Origin of the sequence: Streptomyces sp. NPDC006551, assembly GCF_040611675.1 — a bacterium.
In the GTDB taxonomy this organism is placed as follows: Bacteria; Actinomycetota; Actinomycetes; order Streptomycetales; family Streptomycetaceae; genus Streptomyces.
In genome coordinates this window covers 103,756-123,226 of record NZ_JBEXOT010000001.1, presented here as the reverse complement: position 1 = coordinate 123,226, position 19,471 = coordinate 103,756, and the positions used below count along the sequence as shown (strand labels likewise).

The following is a 19,471-nucleotide window of genomic DNA, read 5'->3' as shown; positions in this document are numbered from 1 at the left end:
GTCCATGAACGTCTTCGGAGTGGACATCGGCGGCTCGGGCATCAAAGGCGCTCCCGTGGATCTGGAGCGAGGCGCTCTCATGGAGCCGCGCCACAAGGTACTCACCCCACAGCCCGCCACACCCGACGGTGTGGCGGGCTGTGTCGCGGAGGTGGTGGAGAACTTCGGCTGGTCGGGGCCGGTGGGCGTCACCTTCCCAGGAGTCGTGACCGGCTCCACGATCCGTACGGCCGCCAATGTCGACAAGGCCTGGGTCGGCGTCGACGCGGGCAAGCTGCTCGGCGAACGCCTGGGCGGCCTCCCGGTGACGGTCCTGAACGACGCCGACGCGGCCGGGGTCGCGGAGATGACCTTCGGCGCGGGCCAGGGCCGCAAGGGCACGGTGATCCTGCTGACGCTGGGTACGGGCATCGGCTCGGCGCTCTTCGTCGACGGGCGGCTGGTGCCGAACACGGAGCTGGGTCACCTGGAACTGAAGGGCCACGACGCGGAGAAGCGCGCCTCGACGAAGGCGAAGGAGGACGAGGACCTCAGCTGGGAGCACTGGGCGACGCGGCGCCTCCAGAAGTACCTCGAGCACGTGGAGATGCTGTTCTCGCCGGAGCTGTTCATCATCGGTGGGGGAGTGAGCCGCAAGGCGGACAAGTTCCTGCCGCTGATCGAGGGCATCAGGGCGGAGATCGTCCCCGCCGGTCTGCAGAACAACGCGGGAATCGTCGGCGCGGCGATGGCGGCGGCGGGCCGCTAGGGGCCTTCCTGTCCGGCGGATCAGGGCCGAGGGGGCCTCGCTCCCGCTTGCGGGGCTTCGCGGCTTTGCGGCTTTGCGGCTTTCCGGGCTTTCCGGGCTTTCCGGGCCCGGGACGGCGCCGCGCGCTGCGGCGTGGTGACGGCACCACCGATCGGGCGGGCGCGTTCGGCTACGAGGCCGGGCGGCGCCCGCCCTGCCCGGCAGCGCGGGCGGCGGCGACGCGCTGCCGGCGCCCCATGTCCCGTACCTTCCGGACGCTGCTGATCAGTCCGGCGACCAGCGTGCCGCCGTACAGCCACCCGGCGTGGACGGCGAGGGCGGTGACGACGGCCATCGCGTGGCCGCCGAAGCCGCCCGAACCGCCGGAGATGGGCACCACGCCGACGGCGAAGGCGATGGGCACGCTGATGGGGGCGGTGACGAGGTCGGCGGTACGGACCCAGAGCGCGGTCAGGGCGCTGACCGGCAGGAACAGCAGGCCGTAGACGAGGGGCGACCCGTCGAGGAACAGCCAGTCGAGGATGCCGAGGACCAGCATGGCGGCGGAGGCGAAGAGTCCGGCGCCGAGGCCGGTCAGCCGGGGGTTCGGCATCCGCCGCAGGGCGAGGACGACGGGCGGCACGGGCCTGCCGCGGACGGGTCCGGCGGCCCGCTCGACCCGGCCGCGGCCGGGACGCCCCGTACGGGCGACGCGGTAGACGGCGGCGCCTTCGACGAGGGCGCCGGGCGGCGCGAGGGGGGTTTGCGGCCGCGGGCGCCCTTGGGGCTGACTTGTCCTGTGCTGCTCCACTCCACCAACGTAGGTCGGGGAGGGGCGGGTCACCGCCACGGGACACGCCCTTTGGGTGACCTTGGGGTCGAGTTCGACCGAGAGTCGACGGGGAACGCACGTCGCTGGCCGGTTCGCCACGCCCGTAAACTGGGGGATCGGCCCATCATCCGTACCGCCCACACCGCCTCCACACCGCTAGGGAAGTCGCCAACGTGTCGCTCACGATCGGAATCGTCGGCCTGCCGAATGTCGGCAAGTCGACCCTGTTCAACGCCCTGACCAAGAACGACGTGCTGGCGGCCAACTACCCGTTCGCCACGATCGAGCCGAACGTCGGCGTCGTCGGTGTCCCCGACGCCCGCCTGACGAAGCTCGCGGAGATCTTCAACTCGCAGCGTGTCCTCCCCGCCACGGTCGACTTCGTGGACATCGCGGGCATCGTGCGCGGCGCGAGCGAGGGCGAGGGCCTGGGCAACAAGTTCCTGGCGAACATCCGTGAGTCGGACGCGATCTGCCAGGTCATCCGTGCCTTCAAGGACGAGAACGTCGTGCACGTCGACGGCAAGGTCTCGCCGAAGGACGACATCGAGACGATCAACACCGAGCTGATCCTCGCCGACCTCCAGACGATCGAGAAGGTCCTGCCGCGCCTGGCCAAGGAGGCGCGGATCAAGAAGGACGTGGCCCCGAAGGTGGCGGCGGTCGAGGCGGCGAAGGAGATCCTGGAGAAGGGCGACACCCTCTTCTCCCACGGCATCGTCCAGGGCTCGGAGAAGGCGGAGCTGCTGCACGACCTGCACCTGCTGACCACCAAGCCGTTCCTCTACGTCTTCAACGTCGACGAGGACGAGCTGACCGACGACGCCTTCAAGGACGAGCAGCGGGCGCTGGTGGCCCCGGCCGAGGCGATCTTCCTCAACGCCAAGCTGGAGCAGGACCTCGCCGAGCTCGACGAGGAGGACGCCATGGAGCTCCTCCAGTCCGTGGGCGCCGAGGAGCCGGGCCTCGCGACCCTGGCCCGCGTCGGCTTCGACACCCTGGGCCTCCAGACCTACCTGACGGCCGGCCCGAAGGAATCCCGCGCCTGGACGATCAAGAAGGGCGCGACGGCCCCCGAGGCGGCCGGCGTGATCCACACGGACTTCCAGAAGGGCTTCATCAAGGCCGAGGTCATCTCCTTCGCGGACCTCGTCGAAACGGGCTCGGTCGCCGACGCCCGCGCGGCGGGCAAGGCGCGCATGGAGGGCAAGGAGTACGTGATGCAGGACGGCGACGTGGTGGAGTTCCGCTTCAACGTCTAATACGTTCGGCGAAAGGCCGTCTGACCTGCGACGGAGCGGGTTGGGCGGCCTTTGTGGTCCGCACAGAGTCCGCAGCGCGCCGACTTCGGTCAGCGCGCGGGGGAGCGGCTACGCCGCTTCGTCGACCGGTGGCTGTGCCCTTCGGTATGCCGGCCTTCGCGCAGGCAGGCCGCCAGGACCCATCCGCCACGCGGGGGAGTGGAACCGTTCGGTGCGAGCGGGCGGTCTTGGGCGGGCAGACGTACACACCGTGCTTGGGGTCTGCTGGATCTGCTGCTCGACCGAGACGGTTGCGTGCAGCAGGTCGAGGTGGCGGACCTGGAGGCCGAAGAGCTCGCCGGGGCGGAGCCCGGTGGCCGCGCCGAGCAGCACGAGGCCCTTGTATCGGGCGGGTATCTCCTCGGACAGCGTCCGCACCTGCTCGACGGCCAGGGGCACGATCTTCTTCCGTGGTACCGAGGGCAGCTTCGCCTCGGCGCACGGGGCCTCGGGGACCAGGTTCTCGCTCGGGAGGGGTCTGCGCCGCGAGCGCTGGTCTTCCGGGGGTCGGCTGGCGGGAACTGGACTACGGACCGCCGGGCCTGCAGCCGCAGTCGCGGAACTGGGGGCACCAGCAGCAGCGAGCTAGGCAGGCCCTGGTATGAGCTTGGTGGTCGAGCAGCTCGCCCGGCGAGTGGCGGAGGACACCCACGTCTCAGCCGAGGACGTGGCCGCGATCCTTGCTTAGTCACCTTCTGCACCGCTCACGGACCACAGCGCACCCCGATGCCCTCGCTGCTCGTGGCAACGAGGGCATCAGTCGTCAGGCGCGGGCTGCGGGTAACTGCGCGACCCACCTCGTGACCTCGGTCAGGTGCTCGGGCTGTAGACCGAGGTGCGGGTCGGGTTGAATGAGGAGCGTCGCCGTTCCCTTGGCATTGCGCTCCGCCGCCCAGGCGTGGTCGAGGCTGGTGAAGTCGTCGTCGATCCAGACGGCGGGGGCGTCGCCGAGCCAGGCGTCGACGTGGTAGCGCTTCCAGAGGTAGCCGTTGGGGTGGCTGGTGGTGATCTGGGGACGTGGCAGGTCGACGTGCGGCAGGGCCGGGAGGTCGAGAAGGGGCCCGATGAGGGCGGTGGCGTCCTGGCGCCAGCTGGTGCACCAGACGGGGGTGACCAGGCCAGTGCGGATCACGTGCATGAGAAGGCGGCCGTGGTCGGGGTGGAGCCAGACGGTGACCGGGTTGTCGGCGCTGCGGCCGGTGGGGACGACGTCGTGGCGGGCGTGGGTGGCCGGGGTCGAGCCGTCCGCGTTGGGGAAGGGTATGAGGACGCCGTCGATGTCGAGGAGCAGGTAGGGCGGGCGCATCGGTTCCTCCGGGGAAGCCGGGCGGGTGGCTGGTCAGAGTTTGCGGGCGCGGATCAGCAGGGTGGTGGGCCAGTGGCCCATGCGGGGGTCGTGGAACTTCTGGGCTGAGGTGAGCCAGAAACCCGCCTGGCTGAGGTGCTTCTCCCACCGGTCCGTGGAGAACTCCCAGCGGGCGATGGGGAGCCGGGTGCGGTCGGGGAGGGTGACGTAGTCGCGGCGAGGCCGGTCGTTGCCGGAAAGGCTTCGGCCGCCACGCTGCGGATGGGGAACGGAGAAGGCGAGCACTCGTCCAGGCGTAAGGCGCTGGGCGATGGCCGGGAGCAGGAGCTCGGGGGCGACAAGGCCGACGGCGCCGAAGACGGAGTAGACCGCGTCGAACTGCTCGTCGGAGGCGTGCAGGTAGTGCAGGGCGTGACCGGCGACGAAGGTGAGGCCGTTCAGCCGTCCGTAGTGGGAGCGGGCGCGGCGGACCTGGAGGCCGACCAGGTCGACGCCGGTGACGTGGGCGCTATGGCGGGTGGCGAGGTGGGCGGCGTTGTGGCCGGGGCCGCAGCCGAGCTCCAGGAGTCGCTTGCCCCTCAGGTCGGGGCCGAGGATCTCGGCGCCGGGACCTTGGCCGGGTCTCGTGGTCCACTCCATCCGGGCGGGTACGGAGAGGGGTTCGGCGAGTCCAGAGGCGGTGCGTTGGAGCGCGTGGGCGTGCCAGGGGGATGCCTGGGCGAGCACGTCAGATCTCCAGGAGGTGGAGGACGTCGGTGAGGTGGCGGCGGACGGCCTTGATGTAGGCGGGGTCGGTGGCCGGGTCGTCGATCCAGCGGATGGCCTGTTCCATGAACCACTCGACGGCCCACATGCGGTGCCAGCCCAGGGCCCAGTTCTCGGCGGTGAGCCCGCCGCGCGGGGCGAGGGCGTCGGGGGTGCCGCCGGCGGTGACGTACTGCTCCAGGAAGACGCGCAGGCGTACGGGGTGCGGGGGCTCGATGGTGCCGTGCCAGCTGGCGAGGTCGAGCAGGCCGGGGCCGGTGAAGGCGCGGGCGAAGTCGAGCAGCCGCCAGCCGTGCTCTCCGATGTGGAGGCTGGTGGGGTGGAACTCGGAGTGCACCCAGCCGAACGGTTCCAGCGTCGCTCCGGCCGAGCGGGCCTCGGCCGCCTGGGCGATCCGGTCGAGCGCGTTCTCGATGTCGTCGGCGTCCTGCCACCGGTCGGCCTTGCGCAGCCGTTCGAGATGCTCCAGGGCCCGGGCCGGGAGCGTGCGCAGCCGGTCCTGGTCGAGGACGGGCAAGGGCGGTGCCGTACGGGTGCCGTGCAGGACCACGGCCGCGGCGACGCCGTCGAGGTCGTCGGCCTCGCGGACGGACGGTCCGAGGTCCTCCATGAGCATGCCGAGCCAGCCGTCCAGGACGGCGGAGGCGTGGACCTGGGGGACGGGTACGCCGAGGGTGTGGGCCAGGCGGAGGGCCTGGTCCTCGCTGTCGAAGGGCTTCTTGGCGTACTTGAAGATGGCCGTGGTGCCGTCGGGGGAAGTGACGCGCTCGACGCCGGACATGGACCACACACGTACCTCCTCCCGTACGGCGGTGGTCTGGCCGGTCGCGGTGAGCAGGTTGTCGAGGAGTTCGGCGCTGGGGTTCGTGGTCACGTGAGGGCTCCAGAGAGGGGTGGTGGCGTCCGGGGCGGGCGAGGGATGCCAGCCCGCCCCGGAGCCTGATCGGGTGGTGTTACGCGACGGGGTTCACGCGGTGGGCGTAGACCTGCTCGATCCAGCCCGCCTTGAACGCGGCGAGGTCGTCACGGAAGTTCGCCATCGAGGCACCGTAGGGTGCGACCACGCCGCCGGACTGGTCCGGCACGGACTGGCAGCCGTGCACGAGCCGGCCACCGAGGGCGGCGTGGGCCTTGATGGACTCGATGCGGCGGTGCTCGTTGAACCAGCCGCCGTGGTAGACCTCATCGAGCCTCCCGCCCACCTCGTCGTCCAGGTCGAAGACGACGGAGGTGGCGGCGGGAAAGAACCAGCACGGGCCGACGTTGGAGATGTGTCCGTCGAGCTCGACCTTGTTGAGTGCCATGAGCGTGGCCGCCTCGCGGAGCATCCGCAGGTGGTCGGCGGTGATCTGCGGCAGGCCGAGGCTTGCCAGGTGCTCGTCGCGGAAGAGGTACGCGTACACCTCGTACGCGGTGGCCAGGACGCGGGCCGCGTCGGAGGTGGACTCGCTGTGCTGCTTGATGAAGTCGAGCGCGAGCTGCTCGACCGCGCTCTCGGTCGTCTCGTCCGCACCGAGGAGCTGGGCCTTGACCAGCTCCCAGTCGGCGACGAGCCACGTGTTGGACTCGAAGCGGAAGAAGTACTCGGCCGGGTCGATCATGATGCGCCGGCCGTCGACCTGGATGCCGGGCAAGCGGCTCCAGCGCGGGTCGAACGCCTGGGGCAGCTCGACCGTGATGGCCGTGGTGTCAATGGTGGTCACCGTGTCTCCGTCTCTGATTGGCCGGTCTCGGGCACAGGAATGCCCGAGCCTGGTGTGGGCGTACGGAACTTCGGGGTGCCGCCTGGACCAAGGGGGAGCCTGGATCACGGTCGCGCCGTTCCGGGCGGCTGCTGATAAGTGAACCGGTGGTCACGCTCAGTGGGTACGGTGGAAGGCAGTTGAAGCGGTATACGCGGTTTACAGCTCCGGAGTGGAGGTGATCGTGGCGGCGCCGAGAGAACCCAACTCCCGTCTGCGCGACGTCATCGCGGCGGTCGACTGCACCTACGAGGCCCTCGCCAGAGACGTGCGGCGCATCGCGGCCGAGAACGGCGAGATCCTCCAGACCAACAAGTCGGCCATCTCGCACTGGGTGAACGGCACCCGCGCCCCGTCGGGCCGGGTAGGTCAGTACCTGGCCGAGGCGCTGTCCCGCCGAGCGGGGCGCATGGTCACCCAGACCGAGATCGGCCTCCAGGCCAGCGATGACGAAGCGCCGACGGCATCCGACCCTGTCCTCGCCGCCACCGACCTGGGCCGTGCCGACGTCGAGCGCCGCCGCTTCCTCGCCATCGCGGCCTTCACCACCGCCGGCGTCGCCATGCCGCTCGGATACGACCACGAAGCCACTGCCCGCATGCTCCGCGCCCGCACCGGCGCGTCCGTGGTCGGGGCAGAGGACGTGGACGTCGTACGGCAGATCACCGCGGCCTTCAGCGCCGCCGACGAGCGCCTCGGCGGCGGGCACGGCCTGACCACCGTCACCGCGTACCTCGCCGACACAGCCGCCCCCATGCTGCGCGGACGCTTCCCTAACGAAGCCTTACGCCGGACAGCCTTCGGCGCCGTCGCCGAACTCGCCTACCTCGCAGGCTGGAAACACCACGACCTCGGCCAGGAAGGCGCCGCCCAGCGCTACTACCAGGTCGGCTACAAGCTCGCCTGCGAAGCCGACCCGCACGGCCACGCTGCCTGGATGATGCGCGCCCTCGCCCACCAGGCCCTGAGCCTCAAGCAGCCCCACCACTGCGTCGACCTCGTCGAAGGCGCCCTACGCACAGGTCTCGGCCACGTCGACGGCCAGACCGAGGCCCTCCTCCACATCACGCACGCCCGCGCCTACGCCGCCGTGAACGAGAACCCCCAGGCCGCGCGCGCCCTGCTCGCCGCCGAGGACGCCCTCCTGCGGGACGACGGCCTCCAGCCCAGCTACTCCCGTGTAAGCGGCCCGGCCGCCGGCACCGTGGCCAGCCACACCGCCCGCACCCTGACCGATCTCGCCGACCACATCGGTACCGAGCAGCAGCACCGCGACGCCCTCACCCGCTGGGACCCTGCGAAGTACAAGCGCGTCCACGCCCTCACCCACGCCGACCTCGGCGACAGCCTCGCCGCACAGGCCCGGGCCGACGAAGCCGTCGCCGCCTGGACCCAGGCCCTGGCCCTCATGGAAGGCATGACCTCCGACCGCACGCGCAAGGCGATCACCTCGATCCGCTCCACCCTCGCGGTCTACCAGCGCCGCAAAGTGCCCGGCGCCGCCGATCTCGCCCGCCGCGCCCGCGAAGCCCTCGCCTAACATGCCCAACAACCCGCCCGACGAAGGGAACACCGTGGCCCAGCAGACAGACGACCGCTCCCGAGCCCTCAAGCCGGCGCTCGAATCGATGACCCTGCTGGTCGCCGCCGTCATCGTCCACGACAAGGCCACCAACCGCGTCGTCCTCCTCCAGCGCAGCGAGAACGCGAAGTTCGCCCAGGGCATGTGGGACCTCCCCGTCGGCAAGAGCGAGCCGGGCGAGCCCATCACGGAGACCGCCGTCCGCGAGCTCTACGAGGAGACGGGCCTCACCGTGAAGCCCGATTCCCTTAAGGTCGCCCACATCATCCACGGCGCCTGGGGCGTCGAAGCTCCCAACGGCTTCCTCACGGTCGTCTTCGCTGCCCACGAATGGACCGGCGAACCCGAAAACCGCGAACCCCGCAAGCACTCCCAGGTCCGCTGGGTCGATGGCAACGCCATCCCTGAAGCCTTTGTTGAAACCACGGCCAGTGCCTTGCAGAACTACCTGAACAAAGGGGCGGATGTCTCGTTGGATGGTTGGTCAGCTTCGTGACCATCGCGCGATGCCGCTGAGGTTCTCGAATTTGGCGTGATCGGATCCTGGGAATGGGGAACGCCATGGGCTCCGTTAGGTCAGGTGGAATAGGAAGAGGTGGGAGAAGTGAGTAGCGGGTTCGACGCGACTGTCACGAAAGTTCTATGGAAAGAAGTATCCGGCAGTCAGCTCGAAGAGCTGTTATTCGGTCTCTTGGAGGCGATGGGTGCGCAAAACCTAGTCTGGCGTGCCGGGTCGGAAAGGGGCGTAACTGCATCCGATAGCGGCCGCGATTTGGAGGCTATTTTCGATAGGCCGAGTCCGGACGGGGAACTCGACAGGCAGCGCTGGTGGATCGAGTGCAAGGGCAGGAGCGGCACGGTTGAGCGGGGTGCGGTTCAGCAAGCGGTGCTGGACGCGTGTGCTCGTACAGACGTCGATGTCCTCGTCGTAGCGACAAACAGTCGATTCAGCAACCCAACGCGTGACTGGCTTGAGGAGCGCTTGCGTGTTCATCCGCACCCTCTAATCAAACTATGGGATCGCGACAACCTGGATAGACTCGTCCGACGGCACCCCACGGTTGCAGCGCGAATCCTACCCGCGGTGCTCTCGGACGAGGAAAGGCTTCGGCTGCTTATTAGCCGCTTTGATGAGCTTGGTGAAGAACCGACGCAAGCCGATCTTGATTTCTTTTGGGAGCGGCGTGAGTGGGTTATGAGGCAGGGGGCGCAGGTGGCTGTTGCGGCCGTCCTGATGTTCCTTTACGCGGAGGGGGTGCCAATCCCGCGCCGTAGGCTGTGGTGGCAACTGCTCCAAAAAGGAGACTTCCCTGTAGCGCTAGTGGAGTGCCTCGTCAACCTGCCGGCTAAGGCCTCACGGGGTGACCTTCCTCGCCCGCTGGATACCATTCGCGGCATTGCGGCTGCAGCACGTGTATTGATCGCTTGTCTTAATCTGCTTCCTCAGGAGGAGGTGGTGGGGCTGGTTGTGAATCCATGGCGATTCATCGTAGAGGGAGAGGAAATTGCTGAAGACGAGGCCAGGCTAAAACTTTGGCAAGATGGTGCGCTGCGTCCAGTGCTCGCATTTGCGCAGTCTGACCTATTGGACGCCTGTGCATCTGACTGTGCGCGTGTCACTGCAGATAGTCCACATGAACCGGAGTCAATCAACTGCTCAAATTTTTGGGCAATGGTCGCCTCCGATTCTACTGGTGCGGAGAGCGGGGTTCTCGTGATTGAGAACCTTGCTGGGCGTTGCACTGTCGGCCTAGACGTTACTTCCGGGTGCCCATTGATCGTATCCAACGACCTTCCCGTCGCCGATATTGTTCGCGGCATCCAAAGAATTCTCGAATTTCGCCGAAAGAACCCGGATGATTGTTCCGTCGAGCATGACTTCTCCATGAGTGGGGGTGCAAGGTTGACAGTACTCTCCGATTGGGGCATGTCGTGGCGTACGTCGAGTACCTCATGAGCGGCGCTGTGCCAAAGAGGGCCTCGCCTTGACGATCGCCCACCACGGACCGCGCAGGCTCGGTCCAGTCGGATGGGGCGCCCGTTCCAGTTAGGTGTAATCGCGCAGCGCAGAGGCTCGACCGCGCCGTCGAGTCCTGGATCGCCAGGTCTATCGCCGCCCACTTCCTGATGGCGGGGTCGTCGGCGTCCACCAGGGCGATCAGGGCGGGCAATGTGAGCCATGAGGGCGGTCTACCCAGGAGCCGGTGGACACCTGCGCAAGCATCGTACGACCCCAGGCGGGAGGCTGCTGCCTGGACGGCCTTACCCAGCGAGAGCGCTGCGTAATGCGGATCATGCTCGACTGTAGAGCGCGTGGGCTTGGTAGTTGCGCTGGGCCTCGATCAGGGAGACCTTGTTCGCCCCGCCTGTCATGGCCGCCCAGCGGAACTGGACCCCATCGTCCTCCCAGGAACAGACGGGGCAGATCTCGTACGAGCCGGGCATCGCGTCCAGCACGCGGCGCCCGCAGCAGGGACAGGGGTAGCGGCCGCTCACCTGCGCAGTCTCATCGACTGGCCCGTGCTGGTGCCATCTATTTCCAGGCTGTACGACCGCAGGACGTTCGCCCGGATCCATTCCGCTTCGACGTGCAACTCGCCGAACGCGCAGAGGAAGGGATCGGGCCCCGGGGGGCGACCCCTTCCGCGTGCGGCGGCGACGTGTGGTTCCGACTTCAGTCAGTGCGGTCGGGAACTGGCTCGCCGACGACGGCGCTCGGCGCGAAGGGAGTCGTCTGATGCTTCACCGGTTCATCGCCCACCAGATGAGCCACGCCATGAGCGTGGAGCCCAGCGCTGAAGCCGCGCCGCGGAGCATGTGCCTGATGAGAGCGGACCAGGCGCGGTGGGCGAGCTGGCGCAGCCGTCGGATGCGGGCCGCCCGTTTCGGGGTCGTCTTCAGATTCTTCTTGAGCGCCTTGAGCTTGTGCATCTTAGTCGTCCTGGTGGTGAGGTTGGGCAGTTCCGGTGACGACGTTCCGGTACTCGAAGAGTGTTGTGCACGGGGCAACTTGTTGCGGAGTCCGCTGCAACAGCCAGGGTGTTGCAGGATTCCGCGCAACAGCCCCGGGTGTCAGAGTCAGCAGGTAGGAATGGGTGGTGCTGTCAGACAACCGGGCGGACGGCACACTCGACGAGCCTCGTGCCGATTTGTCCGCCGCCGAACGGGACCTCCTAAAGGCCATGCGCGCGGCGTTTGCCACGCTGGGCCTCTCGCTCAGGGGCGTCGCACGCAAACTGCCGTGGGACTTCACGACGGTCAGCAGGTACCTCGCGTGCAAGAGTTTTCCGCCTGTGCAGTTCATCGAGGGGCTCATCGGGCTTGCCGGAGACAACCTCTCCGCGGATGAGGCCGCGCAGCTTCGGCGCCTCCATGGCGCCGCCGAGGAGGGGCGTAAGGGCCCACAGCACCAGATGCGGGCGCTGAGCGCTCAGGTCCGCCGTACGGTCGAACAGGCAAAGGACGCAGACCGGAGAAGAGAGGAAGCAGAAGCCGGCCTGAGCGTGGCCCGCGCGGAGATCCGTCGACTGCGAACTCAACTGCACATCTCCACGGGGTCACTAGAGGATTGTGGGGATGCCTTCCTGACCGAGCTGGACCGCTACGCGGCACAGCGCGCGTCCGGTACCCATGACATGCCGGTCCGCGTGCGCCCCAGTGTTCTCGCCTCCTGGCGCACCTTCCTGCTGGGCGCGGACTTCGTACCCAACATGTCTCGTACGGATTCCCTGCCGGGTACACGGGATCGCCGGGTCGCGACCTATGACCTGCTCGAACTCGAACAGCGCCGCCGCGATGTGCTGGATGCCCTCGTTCCGCTGGGCGATCCGGATGCCGAATCACTGAGTGAGGCAATGGCGGAGCTGCATGAGCTGGCCTTCAACATCATGGTCGGTTCCGGACCCCGGCCTTTTGTCCGAGCGCTCGAGTATGTGTCCGCTGACCTGTCGACCCGGCCCGACACCTCACAGCACGTGTTGCCTGGCCAGTTGGCCACCGGCGGCGCCGAGGGCCCGCTGGCCGCCTCCTGGCGACGGAACGTCAGTCGGTGGGACCACGAGCCGGACCCGCAGTGGACGGACACCCCGCCCCGCACAGCCGAGCGACGGATCGCGTTGTACGAAGCCCTCGCCCTGGAACCCGGTACCCGCCGGGTCCTAACCGAGCTGATCCCGATCTCCTTCGCCGCGGGCCCCGTCGTCATCGGCGAACCGCCCCGGCCGTGGGTAACTCCGGCGCACCTCGCCAACGGTTGGTACTGGCCTGCGTACGAACGATGCCTGCGGGACCTCAAGGGCTGGTCGGCCGAAGCCGTGACCGGCATCGACGAGGCCGCCGACCGAGTGGTCGAGCGGCTCGCCGACCCCACAAACACGGCCGCCTACCAGACCAAAGGCCTGGTTATGGGGTATGTCCAGTCCGGAAAGACCGCCAACTTCACCGGCGTGATCGCCAAGGCGGTGGACCGCGGCTACCGGATGGTGATCGTACTCAGCGGATCCCTCAACCTGCTGCGGGCCCAGACGCAACGGCGTCTCGACATGGAACTGGTGGGTAAGGAAAACATTCTGCGCGGAGCTCCCGAGGAGTACTCCGAGTACGCCGACGACCCGGCGTGGGAGCAGGGAAGATTCCTCTCGCACGGCGAACTCCCCTCACGCCTAGGAGCGTTCGACGTCATCCGTCTCACCACCCGGAACGACGACTACCAGGCGCTGCGCCAGGGCATCACCGCGCTCGAATTCGAGAAGGCCGATCCTGCCCTGCCGCTCCACCACCCCCACAACCTGCACCGCAGCTCGGCGCGGCTCATGGTGGTCAAGAAGAACAAGGCGGTGCTGGCGCGGGTCGTCAACGACCTCCGGCGGCTGGGGCGACAACTCGAGGAGGTTCCCGTCCTCATCGTGGACGATGAGTCGGACCACGGATCGGTGAACACAGCGCACCCCGGTAGAGGACGGGAGCGCGCCGACCGCACGGCGATCAACGGCCTCATCTCCGAACTGCTGGGGCTGCTCCCGCGTGCCCAGTACGTCGCCTACACCGCCACCCCGTTCGCGAATGTCCTGATCAACCCGACCGATCAGGAGGACCTGTTCCCCAAGGACTTCGTGATGGCGCTGCCCCGTCCTTCCGGCTACATGGGGGCGCGCGAGTTCCACGACTTCGACTCCCACGTCCCGGTACACAAGCGGACGGTCGCCGACTCGCGGGAGCTCGCGCACGTCCGGCCCATGGGGGAGACCGGGGGCGACGACATGTACCTACGGGAGGCACTGGACGCCTTTCTCCTGTCGGCGGCAGTCAAGCTCTACCGTGAGGCGCATGACCCGAGCGGTATCACCTACCGACATCACTCGATGCTCGTCCACGAGTCCGTACGGATGGCTGACCATCGCGAGAGCGCCCACAGGCTTGCCCAGCTCTGGCACGCGGACCAGCATGAGGGTAAGCGCGGGCTCGGACGACTCCACGCTCTGTTCGAGTCCGACTTCGCTCGTGTCTCGGCTCACCACCACGACGGGTTCGTGATGCCGGCGGACTTCGGTGACCTGGTGCCACACCTCCGTGCGGCGCGCACCCGCATCGAAGGGGGAGGCGGTCCCGTCATCGTGGTCAATGGCGACCAGGACATTGAGAGCGGGACCGTGGACTTCGACCGCCGTCCGGTTTGGAAGATTCTCGTGGGAGGAGCCAAGCTCTCCCGCGGCTTCACCGTCGAAGGTCTGACCGTCACCTATTACCGGCGCAGCACCAACCAGGCCGACTCTCTCATGCAGATGGGCCGGTGGTTCGGGTTCCGCCATGGTTACAGGGACCTGGTGCGGCTGTACATCGGGCGTGGCACGGGAGGCGACAAGGGTATCGACCTGTACGAGGCGTTCGAGGCTGCCTGCCGCGACGAAGACGCTTTCCGGGCGCAGCTGGCCGACTACGCGAAGCCGGTGGACGGCGGTCCGGCGATCACGCCGTCGCAGATCAGGCCGCTGGTGGCCCAGTACCTCCCCGAGCTAAAACCCACCAGCGCGAGCAAGATGGCGAATGCGCAGCCCGTGGAGATCCACTCGCCCGGCAGGTGGATCGAGCCGAGCGCGCTTCCGGTCGGTGGCGTCACAATCAGGCGGAACACGAAACGGTGGCGGCCGGTGTTGTCGGCTCTGGGCGGACCACCGGAGCAACTCTCGGTGCCCGCCCATGACGGGATGAGGGCCGCGTCGTTCTCGGCACTCACCGCGATCGTCACGCACGAACGGCTGCTCGACGTACTGGGCGGTCTGGAGTGGGACCAGCCGAAGATCTTCGCACCGCACCTTGCCTATCTGCGGAGCCTCGGCACTGGCCCGGAGCCCCTGGCCGGATGGCTGATCGTGGCACCGCAGCTCGCCTCGGAGAACGCCCTGAAGGTAGTCCTCCCCGGGACACCTGAGATCTCACTGTTCCGGCGTGCTCGTCGGCGCCCCGGCGCGTTCGGCGCGATCAGCGATCCCGGCCATCGCCGGGTGGCGCGGGAGCTGCTGAATGACGGCGGGCGCGGGGTGGCGTTGCTCTATCCCGTCATCGAACCGGAACAGGCGCTCCGGCGGCCGGTGGACCCCGTTCGCGTCTCCATCGGCTTCGCGCTGTTGACGCCCAACAGAAAGGACAGCGAAGGATCCGGGCCGGCTATCCGGTTCCGGGCTGGCGGCGCATGACGTGTGTGGTAGTGCCTCACCCATACATCAGGGAAGAACGAGGCCCGGCTCCGGCAAGGGCGGAATCAGACCCGCGTTTGATTCAGCCGCGGGGCGAGCTGTCCGCAGACAGTCCGCAGGGCACCCGCAAGCGACCGTCGGGACCCAACGCTCGCCAACGGAGAAGCGCCTGGTCAGGGCGCTCTGCTGGGCTCCGCCGCAGGTCAGGGTCAGCTCCCAGACATTCCGCTTCAACGTGTGATCGCGCGCCTAGAGGCGGCCTGACCTGCGGCTATGCAGGTCAGGCCGTTGCGCTGTCCGCAGCAGTCCGCAGAACTTCAGCCTGGTGAGACGTTCTCAGGCATAGAGACCGGTGTCGGCGGCCAGGGTGGCGGAAGCGGCCAGTACTCGCGCAAGGCTGGCTACAGCCGCCTTGTCCAGGTGCTCAATCGCCCCACGGAGGTGCTCCTCCCAGTCGAGGCGGAACTCGTAAGCGAGTAGGCACCCCTCTCGGTGGGTGGCCGGGCTGATGCCGAGCAGAGCGTTCAGATCGGGCGCCGGAAAGACTACGGGGGACCGGAAGATCTCGCGCTCCACAGCGTCCGGGGCGAGCCGGCTCTGGCCAATCAGTAGGGCCGGGTCTACCAACCGCGCTGCTTCCTCGCACCAGACGGTTACGTGCCCCCGGACTTCCCCGTTCTGCGTGACCACGGGCGGAAGCCCCCAGTCCGGCAGGTCGACCGATCCGCCGTCGCTCCGGGTCACGCGCAACTTGGTAGGGATCAGTCGGCACTCCAGTCCAAGGGAGCGCAGGGCCGTGGTGAATGCCAGCACGAGGAAGGCAGGAGAGGGCGCCGTTTGCCCACCTAGATGATAAGAGGTGGCCCCAAGCAGGCTGTAAAGCGAGCGCGCATCAAGTGGAACGGCCCGGGCGAGAGCTACGGCGTTGTGCCAGGGGTATTCGGCTATCGGGTACGTTCCACTGCCCCCCGACGGCGGCAACGGAAAGTGAGCAGGCCCCTCCAGGGTCAATGTTTCGGAAGGCTCGTCGTGGAGATCCTCTTCACGCAGCTCCAGGAACTGGCGGGCTGTGACCGCAAGCGGTACGTGACTCTGCCCCGCGGCCTCGAACAGTTCGAGGCTCTCTCGCATCAGGGCGCGGCACACTTCCAGGTCACCGTCTGGATGCCCCAGAAGGTATCGGGTCCAGGCGAGCACAGCGCGTCGGTGCGGGACATGGGCCAGTACGTCCGGTCCGGCTTCGGTGTGTGCCACGAGCAGCGCCTCAGCCTGGTCGATCAACAACCCTGCGGCTTGCAGGATCCAGGCGTCAGTGGGTAGTCCCTTCTTCTGCCTGTGGAGGCTGCCCACCATCAGGGCATGGGCCGCGTCCACCATATGGTCCGCGTGGTGGCGCATGATGTTCACGGCTTCCCGCTCGGCGGGCTCGGGGATTCCCGCAGTGACGGCAAGGGCCTCCTCCAGCCGACCCGTGGATGCTTTGACGATGGCGTCCAGGAAGCGCAGTTCCGCACTCGTCTCGGCGTCTGCCGGAGCTGCTGCCTTGGCCTGGCTGATGGCCATAGCCGCGTCGTCCCAGTTCTGGATCCACACGAGCGACTGCACTTGTTCCAATCGGATCCCCAAGGCTGTCGAGGGAGCCACATCCTCGCGCTGCAGAACCGCCTCGAGCCTGGCGTTGGCGCGGGCGAAGTCAGCGAAGCGGTCCGTTGCCACTGCTGCGCGCATGTGGGCGACGTGGGCCAACAGCAGATGCTCGACGCCTTCGGCGTCGAGGGCGTCCATGCCTTCCAACAGAGTCCAGGCAATCTGTGCCGCCTGCGCGCCCTCATCGAACCGCGACTGGTTTATCAGGCACTGGGCCAGTGTCGTCATCGTGGCGGCTCGTCGGTAGACGGGATCGTCGATTGCCTCTTGGCCGGCGTGCTCCGCGATTGTCAGAGCCTCACGCAACAGTCCCTCGCTGCGCGCCAGATCACCGTGGATGTTTGAGATCGCTCCTGCAACATTGGCCAGCAGGGCCACGGTGTTGGCGTCCGCATGGCCGCTGCTCGTCACGCGGTGCGCCACATGAACCGCATGCTCGATCAGGGTGGCAGCCTCGGCCCATGAGTGCTGTTTCTGGCAGTCCACCAGTCGCTTCACCAGCTCGTACTGGAAGCGTCCTTGCATCGTCTTGACGGCCTCGCTGTCCATCATCGCGCGGATGACTTCCTGGACGATGCGGTGGATTGCAAGAAATCCGTCTCGGGGGTCGACCAGGGAGAATCTGCGCAGCTCCGCCACAGCTCTGTAGACGGCGGATCCGGTCGGCAGATCGAGTGTCGCGAGATGGAGCGGAATGAACTCTGGGGCGAGCAGGGCACAGCGGGCGAGCAGCGCAGCGGGGAGATGCTGTCCCAGGTCGTCGGACGAGTGCAGCGCCTGATCGAGTACCCGTTTCACGCTGAGGGTGACCGCCGCGGTCAGCGTCGCGCCCTCCCGGTAGTCGAGCGGTACGAAGCCGCGGTCGTCGAGCAACTGGGCGCGGCAGTGCGCGAGTTCAGTCAGATAGACGTCGACCGGGCACTGGGTCGCCGCGATGTAGCCGATGGCCTGGGCGATGCCGAGCGGGATGCCCTCCACTGCGTTGACCAGCGCGGACGCCTCGGACTCGCAGATATGTGGCAGCCGTTCTCCAGCCCAGACAGTGGCCTCCTCGGCCGTCATCCGTTCAACGACTAGCCCGCCGTCTGCCGCAGCCCAGGCCGAGTCGCGGGTGGTGACCAACACATGCGCGCCCTCGCAGGTCGGCAGCAGACCTTGCAGCTGCTCCTGGTCCGCGACGTTGTCGTAGACGAGCAACAGTCTGGAGCCTAGGTGCGCTAGTCGAAGGCCGACCTGAGTGAGGATCTCCACGTCGGTGGCTGGCTCGGTGTCCTGCCGCTCCTCGGCGACCATCCGCCGATACGCGGCGATGACGTCCTCCCTGGTGTCGGACGGGATCCACCAGACAAAGTCGTACTGGTCTCGGTGTCGGTGGGCATACAGCCGTGCGATGCTCGATTTGCCGATCCCGCCGAGTCCGGACACGACCACCCGGGGTGTCCCAGCATCGGGCTCTTTGCTGAACCGTTCCCTGAGCGTCGCCAGCTCCCTGCTCCGGCCGCGCACACCGGCGGCCGAAGGGACCTCACGGAAGAGTGCGCGGCCGGGCCCGGTCAGCTTGACCGCCTCGGCCGCAGGCGTGCCGCGGCGTCCGCGCAGGAGGCTCGGAAGCTCGGCCAACCGGAACGTGCGCCTGGCGAGCAGGTGGTCCCCGGACCACTGAAACATCTTCACAAACAGCGCGTCGACCGTGCTGTCGATGTCCTCCGCCGCCATGGCGACGGGTGACAGGCGCAGCAGCTCCAACCGGGCCTGGTCGAGGATCTGCTCCCACGGTCCAATCCGGGTATCGATCTCCAGCCGGCGGAGTAAGGCGTGGTCGTTTTCGGACAGCCCGATCGAGGCCGGCACTTCGTCCTTGCACTCTGCCAGCCATTTGTCAGGGTCCGGCATGGCCCGGGCACGTGCCACCGCGTTCCGCAGGGCATGTCCCGACGAGTGCACGGGAGCGTCCGAGAGGAACCGCAGCACCGCCGTGCCTTCGGGATCTGCAGAGCCCCAGCGTCGAGCCAGCCGTATCAGTTCCGGACCTGACCATGAGCCCGGCTCGACGCGGGTCTTCGCCTGTGCCAGCAGCAGCGGCCGTCCCTGCGCGTCGCGTACTTCGAAGTCGATGGCCTCATCGGCGCCCTCGACCCGGAAGGTCTCGGCCTCCGGGTACTCCTCCGGAGTGCGGATGAGCTGCAGAATGGCGCACGCCGTCTGGAAACTCATGCCCCGTGCCGTATCGACTCCGCCCATATGGCGATTCCCCCTTGGCCTCGGTTTCGCCCTCCAGCATGCAGGACACCACTGACAGCCCGTGTCGCAACCGTTCACAAACCGCCACGTAGCCGTCCCCTACGCACGGGACCAGCCGTTGGTGAAGTCGCATTGGAGGTCAGTCCAGCGGCGCTGTTCGGCGGGGGTGTGGCTGGGGTAGCCGAGGCGTCCCACGCCCTTGACCCACTCGTCCCAGAGGCCGTCGGGCTCCGTGAAGCGGTCGGCATGGTGGGTGCCGAGGAGGGCGTCGAGGCGGAGGAGGGCGCCGAGGGCGGCGGGCTGGTCGTAGTGGAGGTCGGTGCGGGGGGAGGTAGCAGTCGAGGTAGGCGGTGAGGATCTCGGCGTCCGCGTGCGTGCCGAAGCGGGCCAGGGCGAAGCAGTAGGCACCGCCGGAGTAGCAGACCTCGCTGGCCAGGAGCAGGTCGAGCGCCATTCGTACCCGAGGAGGGCTTCCAGTTCCTCGTCGCTGATCGCGACGGCGTCACTGAGTAGGTGTCGGGTGAAGCGGGTGGTGTGCCACCACCGGGGGCCCAGGAACCGTCCGCCGTTCAGTACGAGATAGCGCGGGAGGCCGCCGTACATCCTCGTCACGTAGCTCTCGACCACATGGCCGTA

General features: G+C 67.9%; 16 protein-coding genes and 1 pseudogene. 6 read left to right on the top strand and 11 right to left on the bottom strand.

Features of this window, described 5'->3' with window-relative positions; all coding sequences use genetic code 11:
- The first annotated feature begins 4 nt into the window (after positions 1 to 4).
- A complete protein-coding gene (gene ppgK, locus ABZY12_RS00440; protein ID WP_356885535.1) occupies positions 5 to 748 on the top strand; it encodes a polyphosphate--glucose phosphotransferase in 744 nt (247 codons plus the stop codon).
- Positions 749 to 917: 169 nt separating this feature from the next.
- Here ppgK and ABZY12_RS00435 read toward each other — a convergent pair whose 3' ends face one another.
- Complete coding sequence (locus ABZY12_RS00435; RefSeq protein WP_356886248.1) at positions 918 to 1,370, bottom strand: DUF6542 domain-containing protein; 453 nt, start codon at positions 1,368 to 1,370, stop codon at positions 918 to 920.
- Between the two features lie 362 nt (positions 1,371 to 1,732).
- Between ABZY12_RS00435 and ychF the strand changes: the two genes are divergently transcribed.
- Positions 1,733 to 2,821: a redox-regulated ATPase YchF gene (gene ychF / locus ABZY12_RS00430; RefSeq protein ID WP_356885533.1), complete on the top strand. Its 1,089-nt coding sequence runs from the start codon at positions 1,733 to 1,735 to the stop codon at positions 2,819 to 2,821.
- A 108-nt stretch (positions 2,822 to 2,929) separates the two neighbouring features.
- Here the strand turns inward: ychF and ABZY12_RS00425 are convergent, their stop codons facing one another.
- The 5 genes from ABZY12_RS00425 to ABZY12_RS00405 all read right to left on the bottom strand — a co-directional run bounded on the left by ABZY12_RS00425 (position 2,930) and on the right by ABZY12_RS00405 (position 6,634).
- Positions 2,930 to 3,259 carry a hypothetical protein gene (locus tag ABZY12_RS00425; RefSeq protein ID WP_356885531.1) on the bottom strand — a complete coding sequence of 110 codons (330 nt, stop codon included), beginning with the start codon at positions 3,257 to 3,259 and terminating at the stop codon, positions 2,930 to 2,932.
- 364 nt (positions 3,260 to 3,623) lie between these two features.
- On the bottom strand, positions 3,624 to 4,166 hold the full coding sequence (locus tag ABZY12_RS00420; protein ID WP_356885529.1) for an HAD domain-containing protein: 543 nt from the start codon (positions 4,164 to 4,166) through the stop codon (positions 3,624 to 3,626).
- A 33-nt stretch (positions 4,167 to 4,199) separates the two neighbouring features.
- The gene (locus tag ABZY12_RS00415) at positions 4,200 to 4,892 is read right to left on the bottom strand and encodes a class I SAM-dependent methyltransferase (RefSeq protein ID WP_356885527.1); all 693 of its coding nucleotides are present in this window, start codon (positions 4,890 to 4,892) and stop codon (positions 4,200 to 4,202) included.
- Between the two features lies 1 nt (position 4,893).
- Positions 4,894 to 5,805, bottom strand: a complete 912-nt coding sequence (locus ABZY12_RS00410) for an aminoglycoside phosphotransferase family protein (protein WP_356885525.1) — start codon at positions 5,803 to 5,805, stop codon at positions 4,894 to 4,896.
- 79 nt (positions 5,806 to 5,884) lie between these two features.
- On the bottom strand, positions 5,885 to 6,634 hold the full coding sequence (locus ABZY12_RS00405; RefSeq protein ID WP_356885523.1) for a hypothetical protein: 750 nt from the start codon (positions 6,632 to 6,634) through the stop codon (positions 5,885 to 5,887).
- Positions 6,635 to 6,857: 223 nt separating this feature from the next.
- Here ABZY12_RS00405 and ABZY12_RS00400 point away from each other — a divergent pair, with 223 nt between their 5' ends.
- The 3 genes from ABZY12_RS00400 to ABZY12_RS00390 all read left to right on the top strand — a co-directional run bounded on the left by ABZY12_RS00400 (position 6,858) and on the right by ABZY12_RS00390 (position 10,212).
- Entirely contained in the window at positions 6,858 to 8,213 is a 1,356-nt protein-coding gene (locus ABZY12_RS00400) for a tetratricopeptide repeat protein (RefSeq protein ID WP_356885521.1), read from the top strand.
- Position 8,214: 1 nt separating this feature from the next.
- On the top strand, positions 8,215 to 8,751 hold the full coding sequence (locus ABZY12_RS00395) for an NUDIX domain-containing protein (RefSeq protein WP_356885519.1): 537 nt from the start codon (positions 8,215 to 8,217) through the stop codon (positions 8,749 to 8,751).
- A 108-nt stretch (positions 8,752 to 8,859) separates the two neighbouring features.
- Entirely contained in the window at positions 8,860 to 10,212 is a 1,353-nt protein-coding gene (locus ABZY12_RS00390; RefSeq protein WP_356885517.1) for a restriction endonuclease, read from the top strand.
- Between the two features lie 335 nt (positions 10,213 to 10,547).
- On the opposite strand, the gene ABZY12_RS00385 is transcribed toward ABZY12_RS00390, so the two are convergent.
- The gene (locus ABZY12_RS00385; RefSeq protein WP_356885515.1) at positions 10,548 to 10,751 is read right to left on the bottom strand and encodes a CPCC family cysteine-rich protein; all 204 of its coding nucleotides are present in this window, start codon (positions 10,749 to 10,751) and stop codon (positions 10,548 to 10,550) included.
- Positions 10,752 to 10,997: 246 nt separating this feature from the next.
- Positions 10,998 to 11,186, bottom strand: a complete 189-nt coding sequence (locus ABZY12_RS00380; RefSeq protein ID WP_356885513.1) for a hypothetical protein — start codon at positions 11,184 to 11,186, stop codon at positions 10,998 to 11,000.
- Between the two features lie 167 nt (positions 11,187 to 11,353).
- Here ABZY12_RS00380 and ABZY12_RS00375 point away from each other — a divergent pair, with 167 nt between their 5' ends.
- Positions 11,354 to 14,947: a Z1 domain-containing protein gene (locus ABZY12_RS00375; RefSeq protein ID WP_356885511.1), complete on the top strand. Its 3,594-nt coding sequence runs from the start codon at positions 11,354 to 11,356 to the stop codon at positions 14,945 to 14,947.
- A 336-nt stretch (positions 14,948 to 15,283) separates the two neighbouring features.
- Here the strand turns inward: ABZY12_RS00375 and ABZY12_RS00370 are convergent, their stop codons facing one another.
- The 3 genes and pseudogenes from ABZY12_RS00370 to ABZY12_RS00360 all read right to left on the bottom strand — a co-directional run.
- A complete protein-coding gene (locus ABZY12_RS00370; RefSeq protein WP_356885509.1) occupies positions 15,284 to 18,808 on the bottom strand; it encodes an NB-ARC domain-containing protein in 3,525 nt (1,174 codons plus the stop codon).
- A gap of 126 nt (positions 18,809 to 18,934) precedes the next feature.
- Complete coding sequence (locus ABZY12_RS00365; RefSeq protein WP_356885507.1) at positions 18,935 to 19,243, bottom strand: DUF6000 family protein; 309 nt, start codon at positions 19,241 to 19,243, stop codon at positions 18,935 to 18,937.
- Positions 19,224 to 19,438, bottom strand: a pseudogene (locus tag ABZY12_RS00360) (DUF6000 family protein); the annotation flags it as partial. The pseudogene ABZY12_RS00360 and the gene ABZY12_RS00365, both read right to left, overlap by 20 nt.
- Positions 19,439 to 19,471 lie beyond the last annotated feature (33 nt).

Bases quoted from the DNA above. Each gene is read 5' to 3' on its own strand.
- ABZY12_RS00395 (WP_356885519.1), top strand. From the start codon at position 8,215: ATGCCCAACAACCCGCCCGACGAAGGGAACACCGTGGCCCAGCAGACA.
- ppgK (WP_356885535.1), top strand. From the start codon at position 5: ATGAACGTCTTCGGAGTGGACATCGGCGGCTCGGGCATCAAAGGCGCT.
- ABZY12_RS00370 (WP_356885509.1), bottom strand. From the start codon at position 18,808: ATGAGTTTCCAGACGGCGTGCGCCATTCTGCAGCTCATCCGCACTCCG.
- ABZY12_RS00380 (WP_356885513.1), bottom strand. From the start codon at position 11,186: ATGCACAAGCTCAAGGCGCTCAAGAAGAATCTGAAGACGACCCCGAAA.
- ABZY12_RS00420 (WP_356885529.1), bottom strand. From the start codon at position 4,166: ATGCGCCCGCCCTACCTGCTCCTCGACATCGACGGCGTCCTCATACCC.